This window comes from Pseudomonas sp. ZY71 (genome assembly GCF_036542145.1).
GTDB lineage: Bacteria > Pseudomonadota > Gammaproteobacteria > Pseudomonadales > Pseudomonadaceae > Aquipseudomonas > Aquipseudomonas koreensis_A.
Map to the genome: position 1 here is coordinate 45,149 of NZ_CP144274.1, position 21,139 is coordinate 66,287.

Annotated in this window: 18 protein-coding genes; 5 read left to right on the forward strand and 13 right to left on the reverse strand. The window is 59.5% G+C overall.

Going from position 1 to position 21,139, the window contains the following annotated elements:
* Position 1 precedes the first annotated feature (1 nt).
* Both VY732_RS00205 and VY732_RS00210 read left to right on the forward strand, forming a co-directional pair.
* On the forward strand, positions 2-940 hold the full coding sequence (locus tag VY732_RS00205; protein ID WP_016986431.1) for an MlaD family protein: 939 nt from the start codon (positions 2-4) through the stop codon (positions 938-940).
* The gene (locus VY732_RS00210; RefSeq protein ID WP_331693277.1) at positions 937-1,632 is read left to right on the forward strand and encodes an ABC-type transport auxiliary lipoprotein family protein; all 696 of its coding nucleotides are present in this window, start codon (positions 937-939) and stop codon (positions 1,630-1,632) included. The genes VY732_RS00205 and VY732_RS00210 overlap by 4 nt, the downstream gene beginning before the upstream one ends.
* Positions 1,633-1,679: 47 nt before the next feature.
* Here VY732_RS00210 and VY732_RS00215 read toward each other — a convergent pair whose 3' ends face one another.
* From VY732_RS00215 to VY732_RS00235, 5 genes are all read right to left on the reverse strand, one after another.
* On the reverse strand, positions 1,680-2,909 hold the full coding sequence (locus VY732_RS00215; RefSeq protein WP_116028637.1) for a nucleoside recognition domain-containing protein: 1,230 nt from the start codon (positions 2,907-2,909) through the stop codon (positions 1,680-1,682).
* A 198-nt stretch (positions 2,910-3,107) separates the two neighbouring features.
* Entirely contained in the window at positions 3,108-4,439 is a 1,332-nt protein-coding gene (gltP, locus tag VY732_RS00220; RefSeq protein ID WP_034152229.1) for a glutamate/aspartate:proton symporter GltP, read from the reverse strand.
* Positions 4,440-5,140: 701 nt separating this feature from the next.
* Positions 5,141-5,605 carry an inhibitor of vertebrate lysozyme family protein gene (locus VY732_RS00225; RefSeq protein ID WP_077575191.1) on the reverse strand — a complete coding sequence of 155 codons (465 nt, stop codon included), beginning with the start codon at positions 5,603-5,605 and terminating at the stop codon, positions 5,141-5,143.
* 2 nt (positions 5,606-5,607) lie between these two features.
* On the reverse strand, positions 5,608-5,772 hold the full coding sequence (locus VY732_RS00230; protein ID WP_003177151.1) for a DUF1328 domain-containing protein: 165 nt from the start codon (positions 5,770-5,772) through the stop codon (positions 5,608-5,610).
* Between the two features lie 72 nt (positions 5,773-5,844).
* Positions 5,845-6,129, reverse strand: a complete 285-nt coding sequence (locus tag VY732_RS00235) for a hypothetical protein (protein WP_137218429.1) — start codon at positions 6,127-6,129, stop codon at positions 5,845-5,847.
* A gap of 427 nt (positions 6,130-6,556) precedes the next feature.
* Here VY732_RS00235 and algB point away from each other — a divergent pair, with 427 nt between their 5' ends.
* Positions 6,557-7,903 (forward strand): sigma-54-dependent response regulator transcription factor AlgB, encoded by a 1,347-nt coding sequence (gene algB / locus VY732_RS00240; protein ID WP_331693315.1) that lies wholly within the window; start codon positions 6,557-6,559, stop codon positions 7,901-7,903.
* Between the two features lie 10 nt (positions 7,904-7,913).
* The gene (locus tag VY732_RS00245) at positions 7,914-9,704 is read left to right on the forward strand and encodes an ATP-binding protein (RefSeq protein ID WP_077575193.1); all 1,791 of its coding nucleotides are present in this window, start codon (positions 7,914-7,916) and stop codon (positions 9,702-9,704) included.
* Here the strand turns inward: VY732_RS00245 and VY732_RS00250 are convergent.
* The 7 genes from VY732_RS00250 to VY732_RS00280 form a co-directional block, all read right to left on the reverse strand.
* Positions 9,701-11,314, reverse strand: a complete 1,614-nt coding sequence (locus VY732_RS00250) for an EAL domain-containing protein (protein ID WP_177412536.1) — start codon at positions 11,312-11,314, stop codon at positions 9,701-9,703. The two genes, VY732_RS00245 and VY732_RS00250, sit on opposite strands and share 4 nt — an antisense overlap.
* A gap of 76 nt (positions 11,315-11,390) precedes the next feature.
* On the reverse strand, positions 11,391-12,173 hold the full coding sequence (locus VY732_RS00255; RefSeq protein ID WP_331693316.1) for an N-acetylmuramoyl-L-alanine amidase: 783 nt from the start codon (positions 12,171-12,173) through the stop codon (positions 11,391-11,393).
* A gap of 101 nt (positions 12,174-12,274) precedes the next feature.
* On the reverse strand, positions 12,275-14,347 hold the full coding sequence (locus VY732_RS00260) for a GGDEF domain-containing protein (RefSeq protein ID WP_331693318.1): 2,073 nt from the start codon (positions 14,345-14,347) through the stop codon (positions 12,275-12,277).
* Positions 14,344-15,222, reverse strand: coding sequence for an endonuclease/exonuclease/phosphatase family protein (locus VY732_RS00265; protein ID WP_038364999.1), 879 nt, complete (start codon positions 15,220-15,222; stop codon positions 14,344-14,346). Before VY732_RS00265 ends, VY732_RS00260 begins: the two co-directional genes overlap by 4 nt.
* 14 nt (positions 15,223-15,236) lie before the next feature.
* The gene (locus VY732_RS00270; protein WP_137218424.1) at positions 15,237-15,878 is read right to left on the reverse strand and encodes a thiol:disulfide interchange protein DsbA/DsbL; all 642 of its coding nucleotides are present in this window, start codon (positions 15,876-15,878) and stop codon (positions 15,237-15,239) included.
* Positions 15,879-16,078: 200 nt separating this feature from the next.
* Positions 16,079-16,690 (reverse strand): c-type cytochrome, encoded by a 612-nt coding sequence (locus tag VY732_RS00275; protein ID WP_016986443.1) that lies wholly within the window; start codon positions 16,688-16,690, stop codon positions 16,079-16,081.
* A 43-nt stretch (positions 16,691-16,733) separates the two neighbouring features.
* Positions 16,734-17,024 (reverse strand): c-type cytochrome, encoded by a 291-nt coding sequence (locus tag VY732_RS00280; RefSeq protein ID WP_016986444.1) that lies wholly within the window; start codon positions 17,022-17,024, stop codon positions 16,734-16,736.
* A gap of 191 nt (positions 17,025-17,215) precedes the next feature.
* Here VY732_RS00280 and yihA point away from each other — a divergent pair, with 191 nt between their 5' ends.
* The gene (yihA, locus tag VY732_RS00285; protein WP_007911767.1) at positions 17,216-17,857 is read left to right on the forward strand and encodes a ribosome biogenesis GTP-binding protein YihA/YsxC; all 642 of its coding nucleotides are present in this window, start codon (positions 17,216-17,218) and stop codon (positions 17,855-17,857) included.
* 410 nt (positions 17,858-18,267) lie between these two features.
* Here the strand turns inward: yihA and polA are convergent, their stop codons facing one another.
* Entirely contained in the window at positions 18,268-21,072 is a 2,805-nt protein-coding gene (gene polA / locus VY732_RS00290) for a DNA polymerase I (RefSeq protein ID WP_331693322.1), read from the reverse strand.
* Positions 21,073-21,139: the final 67 nt, after the last annotated feature.

Below are 21,139 nucleotides of genomic sequence, written 5' to 3' on the forward strand. Positions count from 1 at the left end.
CATGGAAACCCGAGCGCATCATGTGTTGATCGGCTTGTTCACCGTGATCGTGGTGGCAGGCGCCCTGCTCTTCGGTCTGTTCCTGGCCAAGTCCAGCGTCGACACCGAGTTCAAGGATTACGAGATTGTCTTCAGCGAGGCAGTCAGTGGCCTGTCCAAGGGCAGCCCGGTGCAATACAGCGGGATCAAGGTCGGCGATGTGATCAACCTGCGCCTTGATCCAAAGGATCCACGGCGGGTGCTGGCGCGGATTCGTCTGGCCGGGGACACGCCGGTGAAGGAAGACACCCAGGCCAAACTGGCGCTGGCCGGGATCACCGGGACGTCGATCATCCAGCTCAGCGGTGGCACGCCCGAGAGCCCGAAACTGCGCGGGCATGACGGTAATCTGCCGACCATCGTTGCATCGCCCTCGCCTATTTCGCGCTTGCTCAATGACTCCAACGATTTGATGACCGGTATCACTGCGCTGCTGCAGAACGCCAACCAGATGTTCTCCGCCGAGAACGTCGAGCGCGTCAGCAAAACCCTCGCCCATCTGGAGCAAACCACCGGGACGATCAACGATCAACGCGGCGACATCAAACAGGCCATGCAGCAACTGGCGACCGTCGGCAAACAGGCCGGCAGCATGCTCGAACAGACCTCACTGCTGATGCGCAACGCCAACGGCCTGATCAACGACCAGGGCAAACAGGCACTGGGCAGCGCCGAGCAGGCGATGAAGTCGCTGGAGCAAAGCACGACCACCATCAGCACCTTGCTCAGCAAAAACGAAAACTCCCTCGACAACGGCATGCAGGGCCTCAATGGCCTGGCCCCGGCGATCCGCGAACTGCGTGAAACGCTGACCTCGCTGCGCGCCATCTCGCAACGCCTTGAGGCCAACCCCAGCGGCTACCTGCTGGGCCGTGACAAGAACAAGGAATTCACGCCATGAAGCTGACTCGACTTGCCCTCCTCGCCGGCTTCACGCTGATCAGTGCCTGCTCGATTCTGCCGCAATCCGAGCCGTCGGATGTCTATCGCTTGCCGGCCGCACAGGCGCCCGCCTCGGCCAGTTCAGCGGCGACGCAACGGTGGTCGTTGCGGCTGAACAAGTTGCAGGCCAGTGAGGCGTTGAACCGGCCGACGATTGCGGTGATTCCGCAGGGCGATGTGATCAGCAGCTACAAGGGCTCGCGCTGGAGCGATCCGGCGCCGGTGCTGGTGCGTAATCGTCTGCTGGATGGGTTTCAGCGTGATGGTCGGGTGACGTTGCTCAGTACCGATGACAGCAACTTTGCTGCGGATCTGGAATTGGGCGGGAGTTTGCAGGCGTTTCAGACCGAGTATCAGGGCACGCAGGCCAGCGTCGTGGTGCGGGTTGATGCGTTGCTCGTGCGTGGTTATGACCAGCGGATTCTGGCCAGTCGACGGTTTGAAGAGCGTCAGCCGTTGACTGATGTTCAGGTGCCGGCGGTGGTCGCCGGGTTTGGTCAGGCCAGTGATCGCCTGACCGCGAAAGTCGTGGCCTGGGCCGTCGACCAGGGCCAGAAACTAGCCCCCAAAGACCTTAAGCCCAACACAATCCCCTGTAGGAGTGAGCCTGCTCGCGATAGCGGACTGACAGTCACCGATGATGGCGACTGATAAACCGCTATCGCGAGCAGGCTCACTCCTACAGTTTGGATTTTTGTTCAGCCGAAGAACCAGTAGCAGACGGCAATGGCGCCCACCACACCAGCAAACTCCGCCAGCAACGCACACCCTACCGCATGCCGCGCGCGCTGAATCCCCACCGCGCCGAAATACACCGCCAGCACATAGAACGTGGTCTCGGTACTGCCCTGAATCGTCGCCGCGACCAACGCCGGGAAGCTGTCGACACCGGACGTCTTCATCGTCTCGATCAACATCGCCCGCGCCGCACTGCCAGAGAACGGTTTGACCATCGCCGTCGGCAACGCATCGACAAATCGCGTGTCCCAACCGGCCCACTCGACCAGATGGCGAATCCCGTCCAGGCCAAAGTCCAAGGCCCCGGACGCACGCAGTACGCCGACCGCACAGAGCATCGCCACCAGATACGGCAGCAGGTTCTTCGCGACATCGAAGCCTTCTTTGGCGCCTTCAACAAACGCCTCGTAGACCTTGACCTTCTTTAGCGCGCCGATCAGCAAGAACAGCATGATCAACCCGAACAGCGTGAGATTGCCGAGGATCGACGACAATCCCGCCAAAGCCGTCGCCGAAAGCGTGCCCAGCAGCGCCATAAAGCCACCGAGAATCAGCGCGCCGGGAATCAGATACGCCAACACCACCGGATCCCAGATCCGCAAACGCTGCATGAACGCCACCGACAGGAAGCCGACAATCGTCGAGCAACTGGTCGCCAGCAGGATCGGCAGAAACACCAGCGTCGGGTCCGGCGCGCCTTGCTGGGCGCGGTACATGAAGATCGTCACCGGCAGCAGGGTCAGGGAGGAGGCGTTGAGCACCAGGAAGAGGATTTGCGCGTTACTGGCGATGGTGGCACTGGGATTGAGCTCCTGCAGCGCCTTCATGGCTTTCAGGCCGATGGGCGTGGCTGCGTTGTCGAGGCCCAGACCGTTGGCGGCGAAGTTCAAAGTGATCAGGCCCAGGGCAGGGTGGCCGGCCGGGACTTCCGGCATCAGCCGCAGGAACAGCGGGCCGAGCACCTTGGCCAGCCATTCGACGATCCCGGCCTTTTCGGCAATGCGCAGAAAGCCCAGCCACAGGGTGAGGGTGCCGAACAGCAGCACCATGACTTCGACCGAGAGCTTGGCCATGGCGAAAATGCTTTCCACCATCGCCGCAAAGATCCCGGCGTTGCCGCCGATCAGCCACTGCGCCAGCGCCGATACGGCTGCCACGATGAAGAAGCCAAGCCACAGGCCATTAAGCATCAGTCAAATCCCCCGAAGAATGCCGCGAATGATAGCGGGGTCGCCAGAAACGACAAACCCCGGATTTCTCCGGGGTTCGTATGGCTGACTCGGTCCACTGTAGGAGTGAGCCTGCTCGCGATCGCGGTGTATCAGACAACAGAGATGTTGAATGTACAGCCCTCATCGCGAGCAGGCTCACTCCTACAGGGATTTGTGTCAGTTCTTCGAGATTTCGCCCGCTGGCAGTTTTTCCTTGCTGCGCCAGTGCGGCAGGGAGTTCCAGTAGCGCTGGCCCTTGGCATCGTCGTACATGCCTTCCCAGCGTGCGATAACCAGTACCGCCAAGGCGTTACCAATCACGTTCAGTGCAGTACGCGCCATGTCCATGATGCGGTCGACACCGGCGATGAACGCCAGACCTTCCAGCGGAATACCAACACTGCCGAGGGTCGCCAGCAGCACCACGAAGGACACGCCCGGTACACCGGCGATGCCTTTGGAGGTGACCATCAGGGTCAGGACCAGCAGCAGCTGCTGGCTGATCGACAGATCAATGCCGTACAGCTGAGCGATGAAGATCGCCGCGATGGACTGGTACAGGGTCGAACCGTCGAGGTTGAACGAATAACCGGTCGGTACCACGAAGCTGCAGATGGCTTTCGGCGCGCCGTAGGCTTCCATCTTCTCGATCACGCGTGGCAGCACGGTTTCCGAAGAAGCGGTGGAGTAGGCCAGCACCAGCTCATCCTTGAAGATGCGCATCAGCTTGATCACCGAGAAGCCGAAAAGCTTGGCGATCAGGCCCAGCACCACGAAGGCGAAGAAGGCGATGGCGACGTAAACCAGGATCACCAGTTTGGCCAGCGGCAGCAGTGAGGCGAAGCCGAAGTTGGCGACGGTCACCGCGATCAGTGCGAATACGCCGATCGGCGCATAGTTCATGATCATGTGGGTGACTTTGAACATGCTTTCCGAGACGCCCTGGAACATCTTCACCAGCGGCTCGCGCAGGTCCGACTGCAGGCTCGACAGACCGAGACCGAACAGCACGGAGAAGAAGATGATCGGCAGCATTTCGCCGCGGGCCATGGCCGCGAAGATGTTCGACGGGATCAGGTTGAGGATGGTCTCGATGAACGCGTGTTCATGCTGTACCTCGGCGGCGGTTGCCTGGTACTTGGAGATATCCACCGTGCCGAGGGTGCTCATGTCGATGCCTGTGCCCGGATGGAACAGGTTGGCCAGCAGCAGGCCGACGACGATGGCGATGGTGGTGACGATTTCGAAATAGATGATCGTCTTCAGGCCGATACGCCCGAGTTTCTTGGCGTCGCCCACGCCGGCGATGCCGACGATCAGGGAAGAGATGACGATCGGAATCACGATCATCTTGATCAGACGGATAAAGATATCGCCTGCCGGTTGCAGGACGTTGCTGATCCACCAGGCCTTCTCGGCACTGAAGTGGTTGAGCAACGCACCAATTGCAATACCCAAAACCAGACCGATGAGGATCTGCCAGGCGAGGCTAATTTTTGCCTTCTTCATTATCTTTACCCTTACTTGCGTTTGACTCAGGCACATGCAGGAACTGGAACGCTCATTAGCGGAAAAGTCTGTGCATCTGCCTCCGTATAAGGTGCCCCGAAGCGCGTGATTACGGCTCTTCGGCAGGCGAAAAAAGGCGCAACTATTCCGATGCAAGGTTGCGCCGTCTAATGCCGTAAACGCCTACCCTATGCCGAATCGGCATGAGCTTTTTTAAATGAAACTGGCGTCCCAACCGGTTCGATTGTGACATTTCGGCCGGCATAAGTGCCGTGAACCGGTCATTACAGCGTGGGTTGGTTATTTTTTGAACGAGAAAAATCGACTAAAAATCTCGGAAAAAGCCTACGAAGGAAGACTAGAAGTCCTACTGTTTAAACGGTCTCTTTGTCGATATACGGTCGCCGTGAAACACCGCGTAATGTTTTTGCGCGCAGTGTCAGCGATAAAAAGGATGAGCTGGACGCTCTGGATCAATGTTTTGCGTGTTTGAAAGCCCAGCGCAAGTCCGTCGAGCCACTGTGGGTCGGCGAACCTGCGGCGCAGCTTTTACCCTGACCCGGCCCTCGCGCAGGCACTCCCTGTACCCGTAGGTCACTCCGACCCTGCAACAGTCAGAACGTCCCGGCCCCTTGGTCATGCGCCGGCCTTCCTCAGGTGGGCGCAATGGAGGGCAGCAGGGCGCTGCCCTCATGTTCAAATCAATACCACTTCGGATCTTTCTTCAGGGTTTCCATCAGTAGATCCTGCATACCTTGGTCGGGTTTGCCGAAGAAGCGATAGGTCGCATGTCGCGTCGGTGACTTGTCTTGCGGAAGGCCTTCAGGCACATCAACCAGCATGGCGTAGGCGTCATCCTTGTCAAAACTGAATGCGACGATCAATCGATGATTCAGGCACTTGTCCTGATTCTCGCAGAGCGGGCCGACCAAGTATTTCTCGTCGTCCTCAGTAACCGCGTTCATCTGTTGTTCGGAGGTCCCGGACAGGTTGATCACCCATTCCGGTACGCGCTCTTCTTTCTTGATCACGCCTTCCCAGGTTTCACGGTACTGCTCGTCAGAGGCGAGCAGTTCGTTGACCCGCGCCTGGCCGTCATTGGCCGCCATCGCCATGGCACTACCGCCCAGAAGCAGGGCGGCTGCCAGTGTCTTTAACGCACTCATCGTTAACCTCGGCCGCGACGGCCAAAGAAGAAGGAAGCGATGAACATCACCAGGAACACGACAAAGAGAATCTTGGCGATACCCGTGGCGGTGCCCGCGATACCACCGAAGCCCAGTACTGCGGCGATGATGGCAATGATCAAGAATGTAATTGCCCAGCTCAACATGGTGATTCTCCTTACTTCTCTATTTAGGGGTGTTACGTGTTCCGGCGCTGTGCGCCCGAATTCGTTTGCTCTTTAGAAAACCCAACGCTCTTCACGTGGCAGTTGATCCAGTGGCTGCGCCTGATCGACGTCCATCATGCGCATCGAGGCGCTTTCGGCCTGGCTGCTGCTTACGGCGCTGAAGTGCGTTTGCGTGTTGTGCTGGATCGAAATCAGCGGCTCAGCCTGCTGGCTGTATTCCCAGCGCAGGTATTGCTGGCAAGCGATCAGGGTGATCAACAGCGCCAATACGCCAAACAGACCTTGCTGGATGTGCAGTGGCGAGATACGCACTTGGGCGGCACGTTGGCGAGTCATCCTGGGTTCCTCACTCTTATTTGGTTGGGGCAGTTCATTTCTGCCCGGGCTGAGTAAGGTATTGCAGCCTGCATGCCAGTTTTTTAATTGAAAAATATCCAATAAAATCAATAAGTTATGCGTATGCAGAAAATCGTTTGCGACGCATCCTGCACGATGGGTCATCTGGGATCGTGCGCAATGCACGATTTTTTCGTAGGAGATTTCATTCTTATGGAATTGAGAGCGGGGCGCAGATGTCAGAAAAGTACGCAGGGAATTCCCTGCAAATCGGTATTTGTTTAAAAAACCAACAAAATCAACGTATTGGCCGTAAAGGCAGGAGAGAGCTACCCTCCTATGGCTGGCATCGTTCAGAATCAACCATGCAACTTGCCCGATTTTTCCGGGACTAACCCAAGACCAATCACTATGGAGCGTAGGAAAAATGGAATCTGCCACTGAGCATCAAGGCCGCATTCTGCTGGTGGACGACGAATCCGCCATCCTGCGTACTTTCCGTTATTGCCTCGAAGATGAAGGCTATACGGTCGCCACAGCCAACAGCGCGGCCCAGGCTGACGCCTTGTTGCAACGTCAGGTCTTCGACCTGTGCTTCCTTGATTTACGCTTGGGCGAAGACAACGGTCTCGACGTGCTGGCGCAGATGCGCATTCAGGCGCCATGGATGCGTGTGGTGATCGTCACTGCGCATTCGGCCGTCGACACTGCCGTGGATGCGATCCAGGCCGGCGCCGCCGACTATCTGGTTAAACCGTGCAGCCCGGATCAGTTGCGTCTGGCCACCGCCAAGCAACTGGAAGTGCGCCAACTGTCGGCGCGCCTCGAAGCGCTGGAAGGCGAGATCCGCAAACCGAAGGATGGCCTCGATTCCCACAGCCCGGCGATGAAAGTTGTCCTGGAAACGGCCCGCCAGGTTGCCAGCACTGACGCCAACATTCTTATCCTCGGCGAGTCCGGTACCGGTAAAGGTGAGCTGGCCCGAGCGATTCATGGCTGGAGCAAACGCGAGAAGAAATCCTGCGTGACCATCAACTGCCCGTCGCTGACGGCGGAATTGATGGAGAGCGAGCTGTTCGGTCACAGTCGCGGTGCGTTTACCGGGGTCAGCGAAAGCACCTTGGGGCGAGTCAATCAGGCGGACGGCGGCACGCTGTTTCTCGACGAGATCGGCGATTTTCCCCTGACATTACAACCCAAATTGCTGCGTTTCATTCAGGACAAGGAATACGAGCGGGTAGGGGATCCGGTCACCCGCCGGGCCGACGTGCGCATTCTAGCGGCGACCAATCTCAATCTCGAAGACATGGTCCGTGACGGGCGTTTCCGTGAAGACCTGCTCTATCGCCTGAACGTCATCACCCTGCACCTGCCGCCACTGCGCGAGCGTGCCGAGGACATTCTGACCTTGGCCGATCGCTTCCTCGCCCGTTTCGTCAAAGAGTACGCACGTCCGGCACGGGGCTTCAGCGACGAGGCTCGCGAGGCGCTGCTGGGCTACCGCTGGCCGGGCAACATTCGTGAGCTGCGTAACGTGGTCGAGCGGGCGAGCATCATCTGCCCGCAGGAACGCGTGGAAATCAGCCACCTCGGCATGGCCGAGCAACCGGCCAACAACGCTCCTCGCGTCGGTGCGGCGTTGAGTCTCGACGAGTTGGAAAAGGCCCACATCGGTGCGGTACTCGCTACTGCCGGCACCCTGGATCAAGCGGCAAAAACCCTCGGCATCGACGCTTCGACCCTGTACCGCAAGCGCAAGCAGTACAACCTGTGAGTGTCCGGCGATGAAACTGGCGATGAAGTTGCGGACCCGTTTGTTCTTGAGCATTTCCGCGCTGATCACCGTGGCCTTGCTCGGGCTGTTGCTCGGGCTGGTCAGCGTGATGCAGATGGCCGGCACTCAAGAAGCGTTGGTGCGCAGTAACTTCGTCACTCTGGATCTGGGGCTCAAGTTGCGCCAGACGCTGGGTGATCAACTGATCATCATGCTCGCGGAAAAGCCTGATCCCGTGGCGTTCGAAGCGTCAAAACAGCATTACTTCGAATTGCTGGACCAGGGCATCGCCCAAGAGCAAGAGGGCGATGGTCGGCTCTACGGCTTCAGTCGGGCAAAAGCGGATTATCTGAGTTTCCTCGAAGCTTTCGATTTGTCCCGTGACCCGGCCAGCTCGATGAGTAGCAGCGCCGAATTCCGGGAGCGCTTCAACACGTTGCGCAACGGACTGATCACCGAACACAAGCATGCACTGGACAACATCAACGCGGTACAGCGTGAGGCGCGTGACCGTGCCTTGTTGATTGCCGGTCTGCTGGGATTTGTCGGGTTGGCGGTGCTGATCATCGGTTTCATCACGGCCCACGGCATTGCCAGGCGTTTTGGCGCGCCGATCGAGGCGCTGGCGAAAGCGGCGGACAATATCGGCCAAGGCAATTTTGAAGTGACCCTGCCGATTTCGTCAGCGATGGAAATGAATCAGCTGACCAAACGCTTCGGCCTGATGGCTGAGGCACTGCGCGAGCATCAGGCGACCAACGTCGATGAATTGCTCGCCGGCCAGCAACGCTTGCAAGCGGTGCTCGACAGCATCGATGACGGCTTGCTGATGATCGACCGTCAGGGAAATCTGGAGCACCTCAATCCAGTGGCTCAGCGCCAATTGGGCTGGGACGATGATCGTCTTGGCCAGGGGCTGGGCACGGCGCTGGAACGCCCAGAGCTGGATGCACAGCTGCAACTGGTGCTGCGCGGCGGCACGCTGGAGCGGGCGCCGGAAGATTTGAGCATCGAGGTCGACGGCGAATCACGCCTGCTGACCTACAGCCTGACCCCGGTCAGTCACACCCAAGGGCATATTCTCGGCGCGGTGATGGTGCTGCACGATGTCACCGAGCAGCGCGCCTTCGAGCGGGTGCGCAGTGAATTCGTCTTGCGCGCCTCCCACGAACTGCGTACGCCGGTCACCGGCATGCACATGGCGTTCGGTTTGTTCCGCGAGCGGGCGAAGTTTCCAGCGGAGTCCCGCGAGGCTGATCTGCTCGACACCGTGAACGAGGAAATGCAGCGTCTGATGCAGTTGATCAATGACTTGCTCAACTTCTCGCGTTATCAGAATGGCCTGCAGAAACTCACACTGGCGCCGTGCTCCATCGAAGATTTGCTGGAGCAGGCGCAATTGCGTTTTGCCGACTCGGCGGCGGCCAAGGGCATCGCCCTGAATGTCGAAGTACAGGCGCCGCTGCCACGTTTGCAGGCCGATCAGGCGCAACTCGATCGCGTACTCGACAACCTCATCGACAACGCCCTGCGCCATACCGCCCGCGACGGTCAGATCCGTTTGCAGGCGCGACGACATGGCGAGCGAGTGATCATCAGCGTCGAGGACAACGGCGAAGGCATTGCCTACGGCCAGCAAGGACGGATCTTCGAGCCGTTCGTGCAGGTCGGTCGCAAAAAGGGCGGCGCCGGGCTTGGTCTGGCGCTGTGCAAGGAAATCGTCCAGTTGCATGGCGGACGCATGGGCGTTTACTCGCGGCCGGGGCAGGGCACGCAGTTCTATATGGCGCTCGCCGTTTAGGCTTCGTCGTCCATACGCCTTCCCGCGAGGCGTCGGCCACGGGTGATCAGTTCGATGAACTGCACCGCGCTCAGCGCATGGGCGAACAACCAGCCTTGACCGAATTTCACCCCTTCACTGCTGAGCAGTTCAGCCTGTGATTCCAGTTCGATGCCTTCGGCAATCACCTTCAGATCCAGCGCTTGGGCCATGTGAATGATGTGCGGAGCGACGCCGCTGCTGGCGGCGTCATGGCCCAACGCATCGATAAAGGCCTTGTCGATCTTCAGGCAATCGACCGGTAGGGTTTGCAAGTAGGCGAGGCTGCAATAGCCGGTGCCGAAATCGTCGATCAATACCTGATGGCCGACATCGCGCAAGGCTTGCAGGTTTTCCCGCGCCACCACCACGTCAATCAAGCCACGTTCGGTGACCTCGAAGGCAATCTGCCGCGCGGCCACCCGATGCAGTGTGAGCAGCCGCGCCATGACCAGGCCGATGCGCGGCACCATCACATCGCAGGCGGCGAGGTTGACCGAGATATACAGTTGCGGATTGGCCCGCAGCACCGGACCCAGTTGTTCCAGCAAACGCTGGAGGACAAAGTCGGTCATCTGGCGAATCTGCCCGGTGTTTTCCGCCATGGGGATGAACAGGTCCGGGCTGGTCAGTGTGCCGTCGGGGCGGCGCCAGCGCAGCAGGGCTTCGGCGCCGACGCAGTTGCGGCTGTCGAGGTCGAAGATCGGCTGATAGAGCACCTGCAACTCGCCCCGACGAATGGCGCCATTAAGTTCGGCGTCCAGCGATTGGCGCTGGCGCACCAGCAAGAACACAAAGAACCCTACGAATGCGCCGAGCAATAGACAGGCCGGAACCATCCACCACCAGATTGCAGGGATGTGCATGCCAGTGCGCGGCGTGATCAGCACCAGTTGATATTCCGGGTTGTCGGTAGGCATGCGGTAGATCAGCCGAGTCGGAGTGACCTGTAACGACTCGCGACTTTTCGGTGGCCAATGTTCGGTCGGTGGCCAGGCCTGCGCCGTGCCGAGCACCGGGATCGCCCGGGTGCCGTGATCGAGTACCACCAGCAGGCTGCTGCCGGGCGACAGATCGACCATGTCGGTCAGATGACCGCGTGACGTGGCCACACGAAAATTACCGCGTCCGAGCATCAGCGCGGCGCGGTTTTCATCGGGTTCGGTGGTGGTATTGAGCCAATAGCTGTAAGTCGGCCCTCTGATATCCGGCGCTCGTACTACCGACACGCCTTCCTGACGTGGGCGGTTGGAGCAGATCCGTGAGGCATCCATGTAAGCCGCTTCGTAGACGAAGCGATAGTTGAAGGTGACTTGCTGCAGGGTCGCGATCATTTCATCGTCACAACTGCGCAATGGCTGCGCTTCGAGATCGTCGAGACTTTCGCGCAACTGGCCGAACAATTGTTCGAGGCGGGCGAGGAAACGTTCGCCTTGCGCGTTCATTTCCTGACTTTCGCTTTGCTCGACCTGTCGCATTGCCACGAACATTCCGCCGGCGATCAGCAGGCAGGCACTGAGGACAGCCGCGATCATCGCCAAAAACCACGGGCGATAAAACCAGCTACGCAGTGTCTCTCGGGTAGCAACCATCATGGAATATCCGAAGAATTACCAATGAGTTATAGCTGCTGATTGCGATTTCGCCCTGACCGTCGGGCGGGCGTCATTATTTTGTCTGATTGAGGACCAGCAGCAACGCTGCCGTTTGCGCATCCGGCGTGCCGTCGAAGCGCGAAGGCCGGAAGTGCATCTGGAAGGCTGCGAGGACGTGGCGCGTCGCAACGTCCAGTTCGCCGGTTTGCGGCGTGTCATACCCCAAGTGCGCCAGTTGTGCCTGGAACCAGCTGATGCTCGGCAGTTCGCTGCTGTTGAACAGCATTTGCTGACGCGCAACCGCCTGTTCGTTCGGCCATACGCCAAGGCCTTCAGCGGCGAGACGCTTCCAGGGGAACAACGGCCCCGGATCGAGTTTGCGCAGCGGCGCGATGTCGCTATGGCCGATGATGTGTCGCGGGCTGATGCCATTGCGTTTGCTGATGTCTTTGAGCAGGACGATCAATGATTGAATCTGCGCTTCGCTGTACGGATACCACAGCCGCCCGGTCGGCGTGTCCTTGAAGCCCGGATTGACGATTTCGATGCCGATCGAGCTGGAGTTGAGCCAGGTGCGGCCTTGCCATTGGCTTTCGCCGGCGTGCCAGGCGCGCTGGTTTTCATCCATCAGCTTGTAGACAGTGCCGCTCTTGTCGTCGCCGATCAGGTAATGGCTGCTGACTTCGCCATGGGTCAGCAATTGCAGCGAGCGCTCCAGCGATGTCGAGGTGTAATGGACGATCACGAACTGGATACGGCTGTCGTAATTGGCCGAAGGATGGCTGGTGTCATAACGCGGGCCGCTGGCACAACCGGCCAGAACGAGCAGCGACGCGAGGAGGGCAAAGAATTTCATGGCAGAAGGCAGTACACGCAAGACAGTAATGCAACAGTGTAACGTACTGCCTTGCGTCTCGACGGTCAGCGGGCGGATTTAAACAAAATGGAACAATTTGCTCAGCCCAGCTCGACCCGGTTGCGTCCTGCATTTTTAGCGCGGTAAAGCGCCTGATCGGCTCTTTTCAGCACCAGATCGCTGTGTTCTCCAGCGCGGAATGTTGCCAGTCCCATGGAAATGGTGATCGTCACGCGCTCGCCCTTGAAGTGGAAAGGGCAGGCTTCGATCGCTGCGCGCAGGGTTTCCAACAGTTTGGCGCCGACTGCCGGCGGCGTTGCCGGCATCAACAGAACGAACTCTTCCCCGCCGAAACGGGCAATGAAGTCCGAGCCGCGCAGGCGTTTGCGCAACACGGTGGCAATGATCTTCAGCACCTTGTCGCCGGCCAAATGGCCGTAGTTGTCGTTGATGCGTTTGAAGTGATCGAGGTCGAGCATGGCCAGGCTCAAGGTGTTGCCGTGCTGCTGCCACTGCTTGATCTCGTGCTCGAGGCGTTCGCTCCATGCGGCGCGATTGGGCAGGCCGGTGAGCGGATCGATCAAGGCTTTCTGCCTTTGTACTTCAAGATGTTCGCGGAAACCCTGGGCTTCCTGCTCCATATGCGCCACGCGTTCGGACAGGCTTTTCAGTCGCGTGGCGACTTCCTGTTCGCGGGCATCGCGCTGCTTCTGGTGCTGGTCCATGGTGCCGAGCAGGCCTTCGAGATGGTTCTCCAACACGTGCTTGAGGTCTTCCAGATCCGCCGCTTCCTGCACGCTGGTCTGCAGGCCGTCGACTTGCTCGCGGATCTGCGTGTCCATGGCCCGCGCCGCCGAGCTGTTGTCGGCATGCCCTTCGCTGGCGGCTTGCAGATTGCTCTGGAACGCTTCGAGGCGCTCGTTGAGCTGTTGCAGGTAGGCTTCGAATTCGTGCTGGCCGCTGTCGGTAATCGCCAGCATCAACGTCGTAAGATCGTCGAGGATCGGGATCAGTTCGTACCAGTTCAAGCCATGTTTCAACCTTTCACGCATGGCTTCGGCTTGTGGACGGTGACGTTCCGGCAGGGTCAGGTCGTCGAGCAGCCCGATCAGGGTGTCTTCGATGTGTTTGGCCACGGAGCTATAGGATGGCTCGGGGGTGTCCGGCAGGGCGAACAGGATGTCGTGCTCGGGCTGCTCCGGGTCGATGGCGGCCAGCGCTTGGGCAATTGGCCCGGGCAGCGGCAGGCTGTCGAGGATCAGCGGTGTCGGATCGCCGGGGTGGATCAGTTCATCAGGATTGATGGCGGCAGGCGCGATGGGCGTCTGAGCTGGAACTGCGGCGAAAACAGGCTCGGGCTCGAAGTGCTCAGCCTGCGGTTCGAGCGGAGGGTTGCCGACTGTGCTGACGACCTTCGGTGGCACAAAGGTAAACACTTCTGCCGGTTCCGGTGCCAATTGAGCCGGGGTGGCTGGCGTCGTTGTTTCGGCAGTTGCAGGTGCTTCTATGGCAGGCGCTGCCGTCACGGCTTCGATCGCCGCGACAGGGGCGGGCTGTGCGGCTTCTGGTTCGGGCGCCGATGGGGCAAGCGGTTGCGGCGGCGTGGCTTGCAGCGGCGCGGGTGATTCTGTCGCTGGCGCTTCTTCGCTGTCGCGGCTACCAAACAGCCGTTGCAGCAGACCCGGGCGACCCGGCTCTGCGGGCGTTTCCAGCTGACTCAACGCCTTGCCCTGCAAGCCGCTGAGTTCACTCAGCAGCAATGGCATTTCCCGCGCAGACCCGACGCGGCTGTCCAGCTGTTTGGCGAACTTCTTCAGTGGCTGAGCGACTTCACGCGGCAGCGGCAACGCCTGCAACTGGGTGACTAGCGACGTCAGCGCGGTGCTGACCTGATCGATGCGGGTTTCGCGACGCTGCTCGGAATCGAGCACGGCTTTTTCCAGACGCGGCAGCAAGGCGGCGAGGCCGGCGTCCATGTCATCGGTGCGCACCACGTCGCGCATCTCTTTCATGCATTGATCAACGGCCTTGTCGGTGCCTTCAGCCGCCAATGTGCTGCGCACCAGACCGCGACGCAGCAAATCGAGCCTGGCGGCCCAGCGGCGTTCAAGTTTGTCCTGTTGTTCGATGCTTTTGAGGTACTTCTCTTTCCAGCGCTGGGCGTCGTCGCTCATTCAGGGGTTCCGCGAGGGGCAGGACTCAACGCGGGCAATGCATCGGCCGTGAGCGAACCCGGCAGACGAATCTCTACCGCGACCGGCAGGTGATCGGAAATCGGTTGTGCCAGCACTTCGACCTTTTCCAGGGTCAGGGTCGGGCTGAGCAAAATATGATCAAGGCAACGCTGTGGGCGCCAGCTGGGGAAAGTCGCTTCCACCTGCGGGGCCAGCAGGCCGAGATCGCGTAACGGAGAATGTTGTAGCAGATCGCTGGCGTGGGTGTTCATGTCACCCATCAACACTTGGTGTTTATAGCCACCGATCAGCTCACGAATATAGGCCAGTTGCAGGCTGCGGGTTCGCGCGCCAAGGGCCAGGTGCATCATCACCACCACCAGCGCTTCCGGGCCTTCGCCGAAACGCAGCAGAATCGCTCCACGACCTTTCGGGCCGGGCAGCGGGTGATCTTCAATCGCCGACGGTTTCAGACGACTGAGCACGCCATTGCTGTGCTGAGCGAGTCGGCCGAGGTTGCGATTGAGTTGTTGATACCAGTAGGGAAAGGCGCCGAGTTGCGCCAGATGTTCGACCTGATTGACGTAGCCCGAACGCAGGCTGCCGCCATCGGCTTCCTGCAGAGCGACCAGATCGAAGTCGCCCAGCAAGTCACCGATCTTTTGCAGATTGCCTGAGCGGCCGGTGTGCGGCAGCAGGTGCTGCCAGCTACGGGTCAGGTAATGCCGATAGCGCTCGGTGCTGATGCCGACCTGGATATTGAAACTGAGCAGACGCAAACGCTGGTCTGCGGGCAGGCCCGTGGACTCCAGGTGATGCTCGTTGACCTGCGGATCATGCAGGCCAACGATGCGTTCAGACTTCCAGCGGCGCATGGCGGTTGCCGCGCTTAGTTGGCAGCAGCCTTGGTTGCCGCTCGCTCTTTGGCGACCAAGTCGTCAGCCAGTTTCAGTGCCTGCTCGGCGCCACCGGCAGAGCCGATGTCAAAGCGGTACTTGCCGTTGACGATCATGGTTGGCACGCCAGTGATTTCGTACTTCTTGGCCAGTTCGCGAGCTTTTACGATCTGACCTTTGATGGCGAACGAGTCGAAGGTGGCGAGGAACTTGTCCTTGTCCACGCCTTGGGTGGCGAGGAAGTCAGCCATGTCGTTCTTGTCGGTCAGCTTCTTGTGTTCTTTCTGGATTGCGTTGAACACGGCGTTGTGAACCTTGTGCTCGACACCCATCGCTTCCAGGGTCAGGAACATTTGACCGTGAGCGTCCCACGGGCCGCCGAACATGGCCGGGATGCGCACGAAGTTGACGTCGGAGGGCAGTTTTTCAACCCAAGGATTGATCACCGGCTCGAAGGCGTAGCAGTGCGGGCAGCCGTACCAGAACAGCTCGACCACTTCGATCTTGCCAGGCTCTGCAACCGGCACCGGGTTGGCCAGTTCCACGTAAGGGGCGGCAGGTGCTTCGGCGGCTTGAGCGGTCACGCCGAACAGGCTGGCAGCGACGAGAGCGGCGCTGATGATCAGATTACGCATGCTTTACTCCTGGACAATTTTGGTCGCCTCGCGCGACCTGTTTTCAGACAGATCCTGGCGGGCATGAGTTCTGTAGTGTAACGGTAGCGGCCACAAAAAAGGGCGGCCAAAGCCACCCTTTTTATACTTGCTGCGACGGATTAATCGGGCGTTAACGTTGCAGGAGATGTCCATCGCCTGCGGTGCTCGATCCGTAGGCCTTAGTGCAGACCCTGAATGTAGCTGGAGACCGCTGCGATGTCTTCGTCGCTCAGGCGCTTGGCGATGGTCTGCATGGTCATGGTGTCGCCGTCGTTGTTGCGGCCGCCTTCTTCCTTGCGGAAATCGGTCAGTTGCTTGGCGATGTATTGAGCGTGTTGGCCACCCAGGTGTGGGAAACCGGCAGCGGCGTTGCCGGCGCCGTTCGGCGAGTGGCAACCGGTGCAGGCTGGCAGGCCCTTGGCGAGGTTGCCGCCACGGAACAGCGCTTCACCGCGCGCGACGATCTTCGGATCGGCGGCGCCGACGCTGCCTTTCTGGCTGGCGAAGTAGGCGGCGATGTCGGCCAGGTCCTGATCGCTCAGGTTGGTCAGCAGCCCGGTCATTTCCAGAACGGTGCGCTTGCCCGACTTGATGTCGTGCAGTTGCTTGGTCAGGTAGCGTTCACCTTGACCGGCCAGTTTCGGAAAGTTTGGCGCCATGCTGTTGCCGTCCGGGCCATGGCAGGCTCCACATACGGCGGCTTTTGCCTGGCCTGCTGCGGCATCACCGGCAGCATGGGCGAAGCCTGAGATTCCCACGGTCAACAGCAGACTCACGATCAATTTGTTCATCAGCTAATCCAACTACGGCTAAGGGTTAAGTTATGGACCGGGTTTACTCGCTCATCCACAGGATGATGGCTTGGTAATCCTCGGCACTGCAGTCCATGCACAAACCACGCGGCGGCATCGCCTTGAAACCCTGGGTCACGTGTTGCACCAGCGTCCCCATACCTTTCGCCAACCTCGGCGTCCAAGCTTCCTGATCGCCTCTTTCGGGCGCCATGGGTAGTTGGCCGGAATGACAGGCACCACAAACACGGTTGTACACAGCTTCCGGATCCTGTGTAGCCTGTGCGCTGTAAAGCGGCATCAAGACTCCGGCAGCCAGCAGCCATTTCGTCATAAAACGACCTTTTCAGGGTTGAGAGCGTTCTGCGTTCTAATGCGCAATCAAGGTCTGTCGCTCTCGTGAACTTCATCCTACGCTGGGACAAAGCACACACAAAATCTGCGGCATTATATACTGGCGTCACTGAAACGGAAGCGACACCGCGTTCCGCGCCCAATCCCGGCGCCGCCCACATCGGAAATCCCATGCAACTCAAGAATCCCATCCTCGGCCTGTGCCAACAGTCCACATTCATGCTCAGTGCCGCCAAAGTCGATCAATGCCCTGACGACGAAGGCTTCGAAGTGGCGTTTGCCGGTCGTTCCAACGCCGGCAAATCCAGCGCACTGAACACTTTGACTCACGCCAGTCTGGCGCGTACCTCGAAAACCCCGGGTCGCACACAGCTGTTGAACTTCTTCAAGCTAGACGAAGATCGTCGTCTGGTCGACCTGCCGGGCTACGGTTACGCAAAAGTACCGATCCCGCTGAAGATGCACTGGCAGCGTCACCTTGAGGCTTACCTCGGTGGCCGTGAGAGTTTGAAGGGTTTGATTTTGATGATGGACATCCGTCATCCAATGACCGACTTCGACTTGCTGATGCTCGACTGGGCCGTTGCGGCCGGCATGCCGATGCACATCCTGCTGACCAAGGCCGACAAGCTCACCTACGGCGCAGCCAAGAACACCCTGCTCAAAGTGCAGTCGGAAATCCGCAAGGGTTGGGGCGACCTGGTCACCATCCAGCTGTTCTCGGCGCCAAAACGCATGGGCCTGGAAGAGGCCTACACTGTACTGGCCGGCTGGATGGAACTGGCTGATAAGGGTGCCGAGGCGGCTGAGTAAACAGGGATTAGAAAATTGGCTGTGGTGCGCTCAGGCAAGGCGAAAGCACAGCTAAAAAGCGGAGTTTAGGGGACCTAAATGAGCATTTTGAGTAGCGCCTTTAACGCAGCATGGCCGCGCTACAGCCAATTTTTGGGCAAAAAAAGCCCCGGATTTCATTGGGGAGGGAGAAATTCCGGGGTTTAAGTTCCGAACCGCTAGGGCGGGGTTCAGATATCTGCCAACACTTAACACAACATAGGAGCATCGAAGGGCTTCACCAGCCATTCAGTATCTCTGAGTAGTGTCCTTCCAGATTAGTTCAGAATTTTTTCAAAAAGCTTTGGAATAATCCCAAGCGCTTTTCGAAATAAGCAGGTTTTACCGGCGTTGCCGCGACAACAGGTCGCGGCAGACCGAGATCAAATGGCTCAGTGAGCCTCATCCCAATTGTTGCCCACACCCACTTCGACCAGCAGCGGTACATCCAGCTTCGCCGCTTCGCTCATGTGCACGCGAATCTCGGCGCTGACCTGGTCGACCAGATCCTCGCGAACCTCCAGCACCAGTTCATCGTGCACCTGCAGGATGACTTTGGCGTCCAGCCCCGACGTCGCCAGCCAGTTATCCACCGCCACCATGGCTTTCTTGATGATGTCCGCAGCCGTGCCTTGCATCGGCGCGTTGATCGCCGTGCGCTCAGCGGCAGCGCGTTCTTGCGGTTTGTTCGAGTTGATCTCTGGCAAATACAGACGACGACCGAAGAACGTCTCTACATAACCCTGATCCGCCGCCTGCGCGCGGGTGCGATCCATGTACTCACGCACGCCTGGATAGCGGGCGAAGTAGGTGTCGATGTAAGCCTTGGCGGTCTTGGTGTCGACGCCGATGTCCTTGCCGAGCTTCTGCGCGCCCATGCCGTAGATCAGGCCGAAGTTGATCGCCTTGGCGCCACGGCGCTGGTCGGAGGTCACTTCGTTGAGCTCGACCTTGAACACTTCGGCTGCGGTCGCGGTGTGCACGTCCAGATTGTTGCGGAAGGCGTTCATCAGGCCTTCGTCCTTGGACAGGTGCGCCATGATCCGCAGTTCGATCTGCGAATAGTCCGCCGCCAGCAGTTTGTAGCCTTTCGGCGCGACGAAGGCCTGACGGATGCGCCGGCCTTCAGCGGTACGCACCGGGATGTTCTGCAGGTTCGGATCGCTGGAGGACAAACGCCCGGTCGACGCTACAGCCTGATGATACGAGGTGTGAATACGCCCGGTGCGCGGGTTGATCTGCTCCGGCAGGCGATCGGTGTAGGTGCTTTTCAGCTTGCTCATCGAACGGTGCTCCATCAGCACTTTCGGCAAGCGGTGATCGTCTTCGGCGAGTTTCGCCAACACTTCTTCAGCAGTGGACGGCTGACCTTTGGCGGTCTTCTTCAGCACTGGCAGGCCGAGTTTCTCGTAGAGAATCACGCCCAGTTGCTTCGGCGAGCCAAGATTGAATTCTTCCCCGGCGATCTCGAACGCTTCGCGCTCCAGCGCGACCATTTTGTTGCCCAACTCGATGCTCTGGATGCCGAGCAGCTCAGCGTCGACAAACGCGCCTTGGCGTTCGATACGCGCCAGCACCGGCACCAGCGGGATTTCGATGTCGGTCAGCACGCTGGCCAGGCTCGGGATGGCGCTGAGCTTTTCAAACAAAGTCTGGTGCAGACGCAGGGTGATGTCGGCGTCTTCGGCGGCGTACGGCCCGGCCTGCTCCAGTGCGATCTGGTCGAAGGTCAGCTGCTTGGCGCCTTTGCCGGCGATGTCCTGGAAACTCACGGTGGTGTGATCCAGGTACTTCTGCGCGAGGCTGTCCATGTCGTGGCGGGTGGCGGTGGAGTTGAGCACGTAGGACTCAAGCATCGTGTCGAAGGCGATACCGCGCACGTTGATGCCTTGGTTCTGGTCACCGCCGATGGCGCAGTTGGCCAGAATATTCATGTCGAACTTGGCGTGCTGGCCGACCTTGAGCTTGCTCGGGTCTTCGAGAATCGGTTTGAGCGCGCGCAGTACGGTGTCGCGATCCAGCTGTTCCGGCACGCCGATGTAGGAGTGGGTCAGCGGGATGTACGCGGCTTCGTTGGCCTGCACGGCGAACGATAGACCGACCAGTTGCGCCTGCTGTGCGTCGATGCCGGTGGTTTCAGTATCGAAGGCGAACAGTTTGGCGTTCTTCAGTTTTTCCAGCCAGACGTCGAAACGTGCCTGATCGAGGATGGTTTCGTAGGCAGCCTCAGCGGGAGCGGCGGGCGCTTCTTCTGCTGGCGCGCTGAACAGATCGCCGGCCGGCGCAGGCTCGCTGGCTGCGCTCAGTTCCAGACGTTTGGCGTCGCGATCCAGATCATTGATCCAGCTTTTGAATTCGAGCAGCGAGTACAACTCGTAGAGCTTGGCCGAGTCTTCCGCGCCCATTTGCAGGTCGTCGAGTTCGACGTCCAGCGGCACGTCGACTTTGATGGTCGCCAGTTGATAGGAGAGGAACGCCATCTCCTTGTGCTCTTCGAGCTTGGCCGGCAGGGTTTTCGCGCCGCGAATCGGCAGGGTCGGGACGATGTCGAGATTGGCGTACAGCTCGGTGAGCCCGCCATTGACCCCGACCAACAGGCCGGAGGCAGTTTTCGGGCCGATGCCCGGAACGCCCGGAATGTTGTCGGACGAATCGCCCATCAGCGCCAGATAATCGATGATCTGCTCCGGTGCGACGCCAAATTTCTCCTTAACGCCTTCCACGTCCATCGAGCTACCGGACATGGTGTTGACCAAGGTAATGTGGCCGTCGACCAGTTGCGCCATGTCCTTGTCGCCGGTGGAGATAACCACCGGGCGATCCGCCGCCGCGCTGCTGCGGGCGAGGGTGCCGATGACGTCGTCGGCCTCGACGCCTTCCACGCACAGCAGCGGGAAACCAAGAGCGATCACGCTCTGGTGCAGCGGCTCGATCTGCACGCGCATGTCGTCGGGCATGCTTGGGCGATTGGCTTTGTATTCGGCGTACATCTCATCGCGAAATGTCCCACCCTTGGCGTCGAACACCACGGCGAACGGGCTGTCCGGGTACTGCTTGCGCAGACTCTTGAGCATGTTCAGCACGCCTTTGACCGCACCGGTCGGCAGGCCTTTGGAGGTGGTCAGTGGTGGCAATGCGTGAAACGCGCGGTACAGGTAAGACGAACCGTCCACCAGGACGAGGGGGGCTTGGCTCATGAGCAGGATCAACCTTTTCGGCGGGTCCGGCGCTAGAATAGCGGGACCGTTGACGACAAAGGGACAA

Excerpts from the sequence above, each read along its gene's own strand:
- VY732_RS00205 (WP_016986431.1), top strand. The coding sequence starts at position 2 with ATGGAAACCCGAGCGCATCATGTGTTGATCGGCTTGTTCACCGTGATC.
- VY732_RS00210 (WP_331693277.1), top strand. The coding sequence starts at position 937 with ATGAAGCTGACTCGACTTGCCCTCCTCGCCGGCTTCACGCTGATCAGT.
- VY732_RS00215 (WP_116028637.1), bottom strand. The coding sequence starts at position 2,909 with ATGCTTAATGGCCTGTGGCTTGGCTTCTTCATCGTGGCAGCCGTATCG.
- gltP (WP_034152229.1), bottom strand. The coding sequence starts at position 4,439 with ATGAAGAAGGCAAAAATTAGCCTCGCCTGGCAGATCCTCATCGGTCTG.
- VY732_RS00225 (WP_077575191.1), bottom strand. The coding sequence starts at position 5,605 with ATGAGTGCGTTAAAGACACTGGCAGCCGCCCTGCTTCTGGGCGGTAGT.
- VY732_RS00230 (WP_003177151.1), bottom strand. The coding sequence starts at position 5,772 with ATGTTGAGCTGGGCAATTACATTCTTGATCATTGCCATCATCGCCGCA.
- VY732_RS00235 (WP_137218429.1), bottom strand. The coding sequence starts at position 6,129 with ATGACTCGCCAACGTGCCGCCCAAGTGCGTATCTCGCCACTGCACATC.
- algB (WP_331693315.1), top strand. The coding sequence starts at position 6,557 with ATGGAATCTGCCACTGAGCATCAAGGCCGCATTCTGCTGGTGGACGAC.
- VY732_RS00245 (WP_077575193.1), top strand. The coding sequence starts at position 7,914 with ATGAAACTGGCGATGAAGTTGCGGACCCGTTTGTTCTTGAGCATTTCC.
- VY732_RS00250 (WP_177412536.1), bottom strand. The coding sequence starts at position 11,314 with ATGGTTGCTACCCGAGAGACACTGCGTAGCTGGTTTTATCGCCCGTGG.
- VY732_RS00255 (WP_331693316.1), bottom strand. The coding sequence starts at position 12,173 with ATGAAATTCTTTGCCCTCCTCGCGTCGCTGCTCGTTCTGGCCGGTTGT.
- VY732_RS00260 (WP_331693318.1), bottom strand. The coding sequence starts at position 14,347 with ATGAGCGACGACGCCCAGCGCTGGAAAGAGAAGTACCTCAAAAGCATC.
- VY732_RS00265 (WP_038364999.1), bottom strand. The coding sequence starts at position 15,222 with ATGCGCCGCTGGAAGTCTGAACGCATCGTTGGCCTGCATGATCCGCAG.
- VY732_RS00270 (WP_137218424.1), bottom strand. The coding sequence starts at position 15,878 with ATGCGTAATCTGATCATCAGCGCCGCTCTCGTCGCTGCCAGCCTGTTC.
- VY732_RS00275 (WP_016986443.1), bottom strand. The coding sequence starts at position 16,690 with ATGAACAAATTGATCGTGAGTCTGCTGTTGACCGTGGGAATCTCAGGC.
- VY732_RS00280 (WP_016986444.1), bottom strand. The coding sequence starts at position 17,024 with ATGACGAAATGGCTGCTGGCTGCCGGAGTCTTGATGCCGCTTTACAGC.
- yihA (WP_007911767.1), top strand. The coding sequence starts at position 17,216 with ATGCAACTCAAGAATCCCATCCTCGGCCTGTGCCAACAGTCCACATTC.
- polA (WP_331693322.1), bottom strand. The coding sequence starts at position 21,072 with ATGAGCCAAGCCCCCCTCGTCCTGGTGGACGGTTCGTCTTACCTGTAC.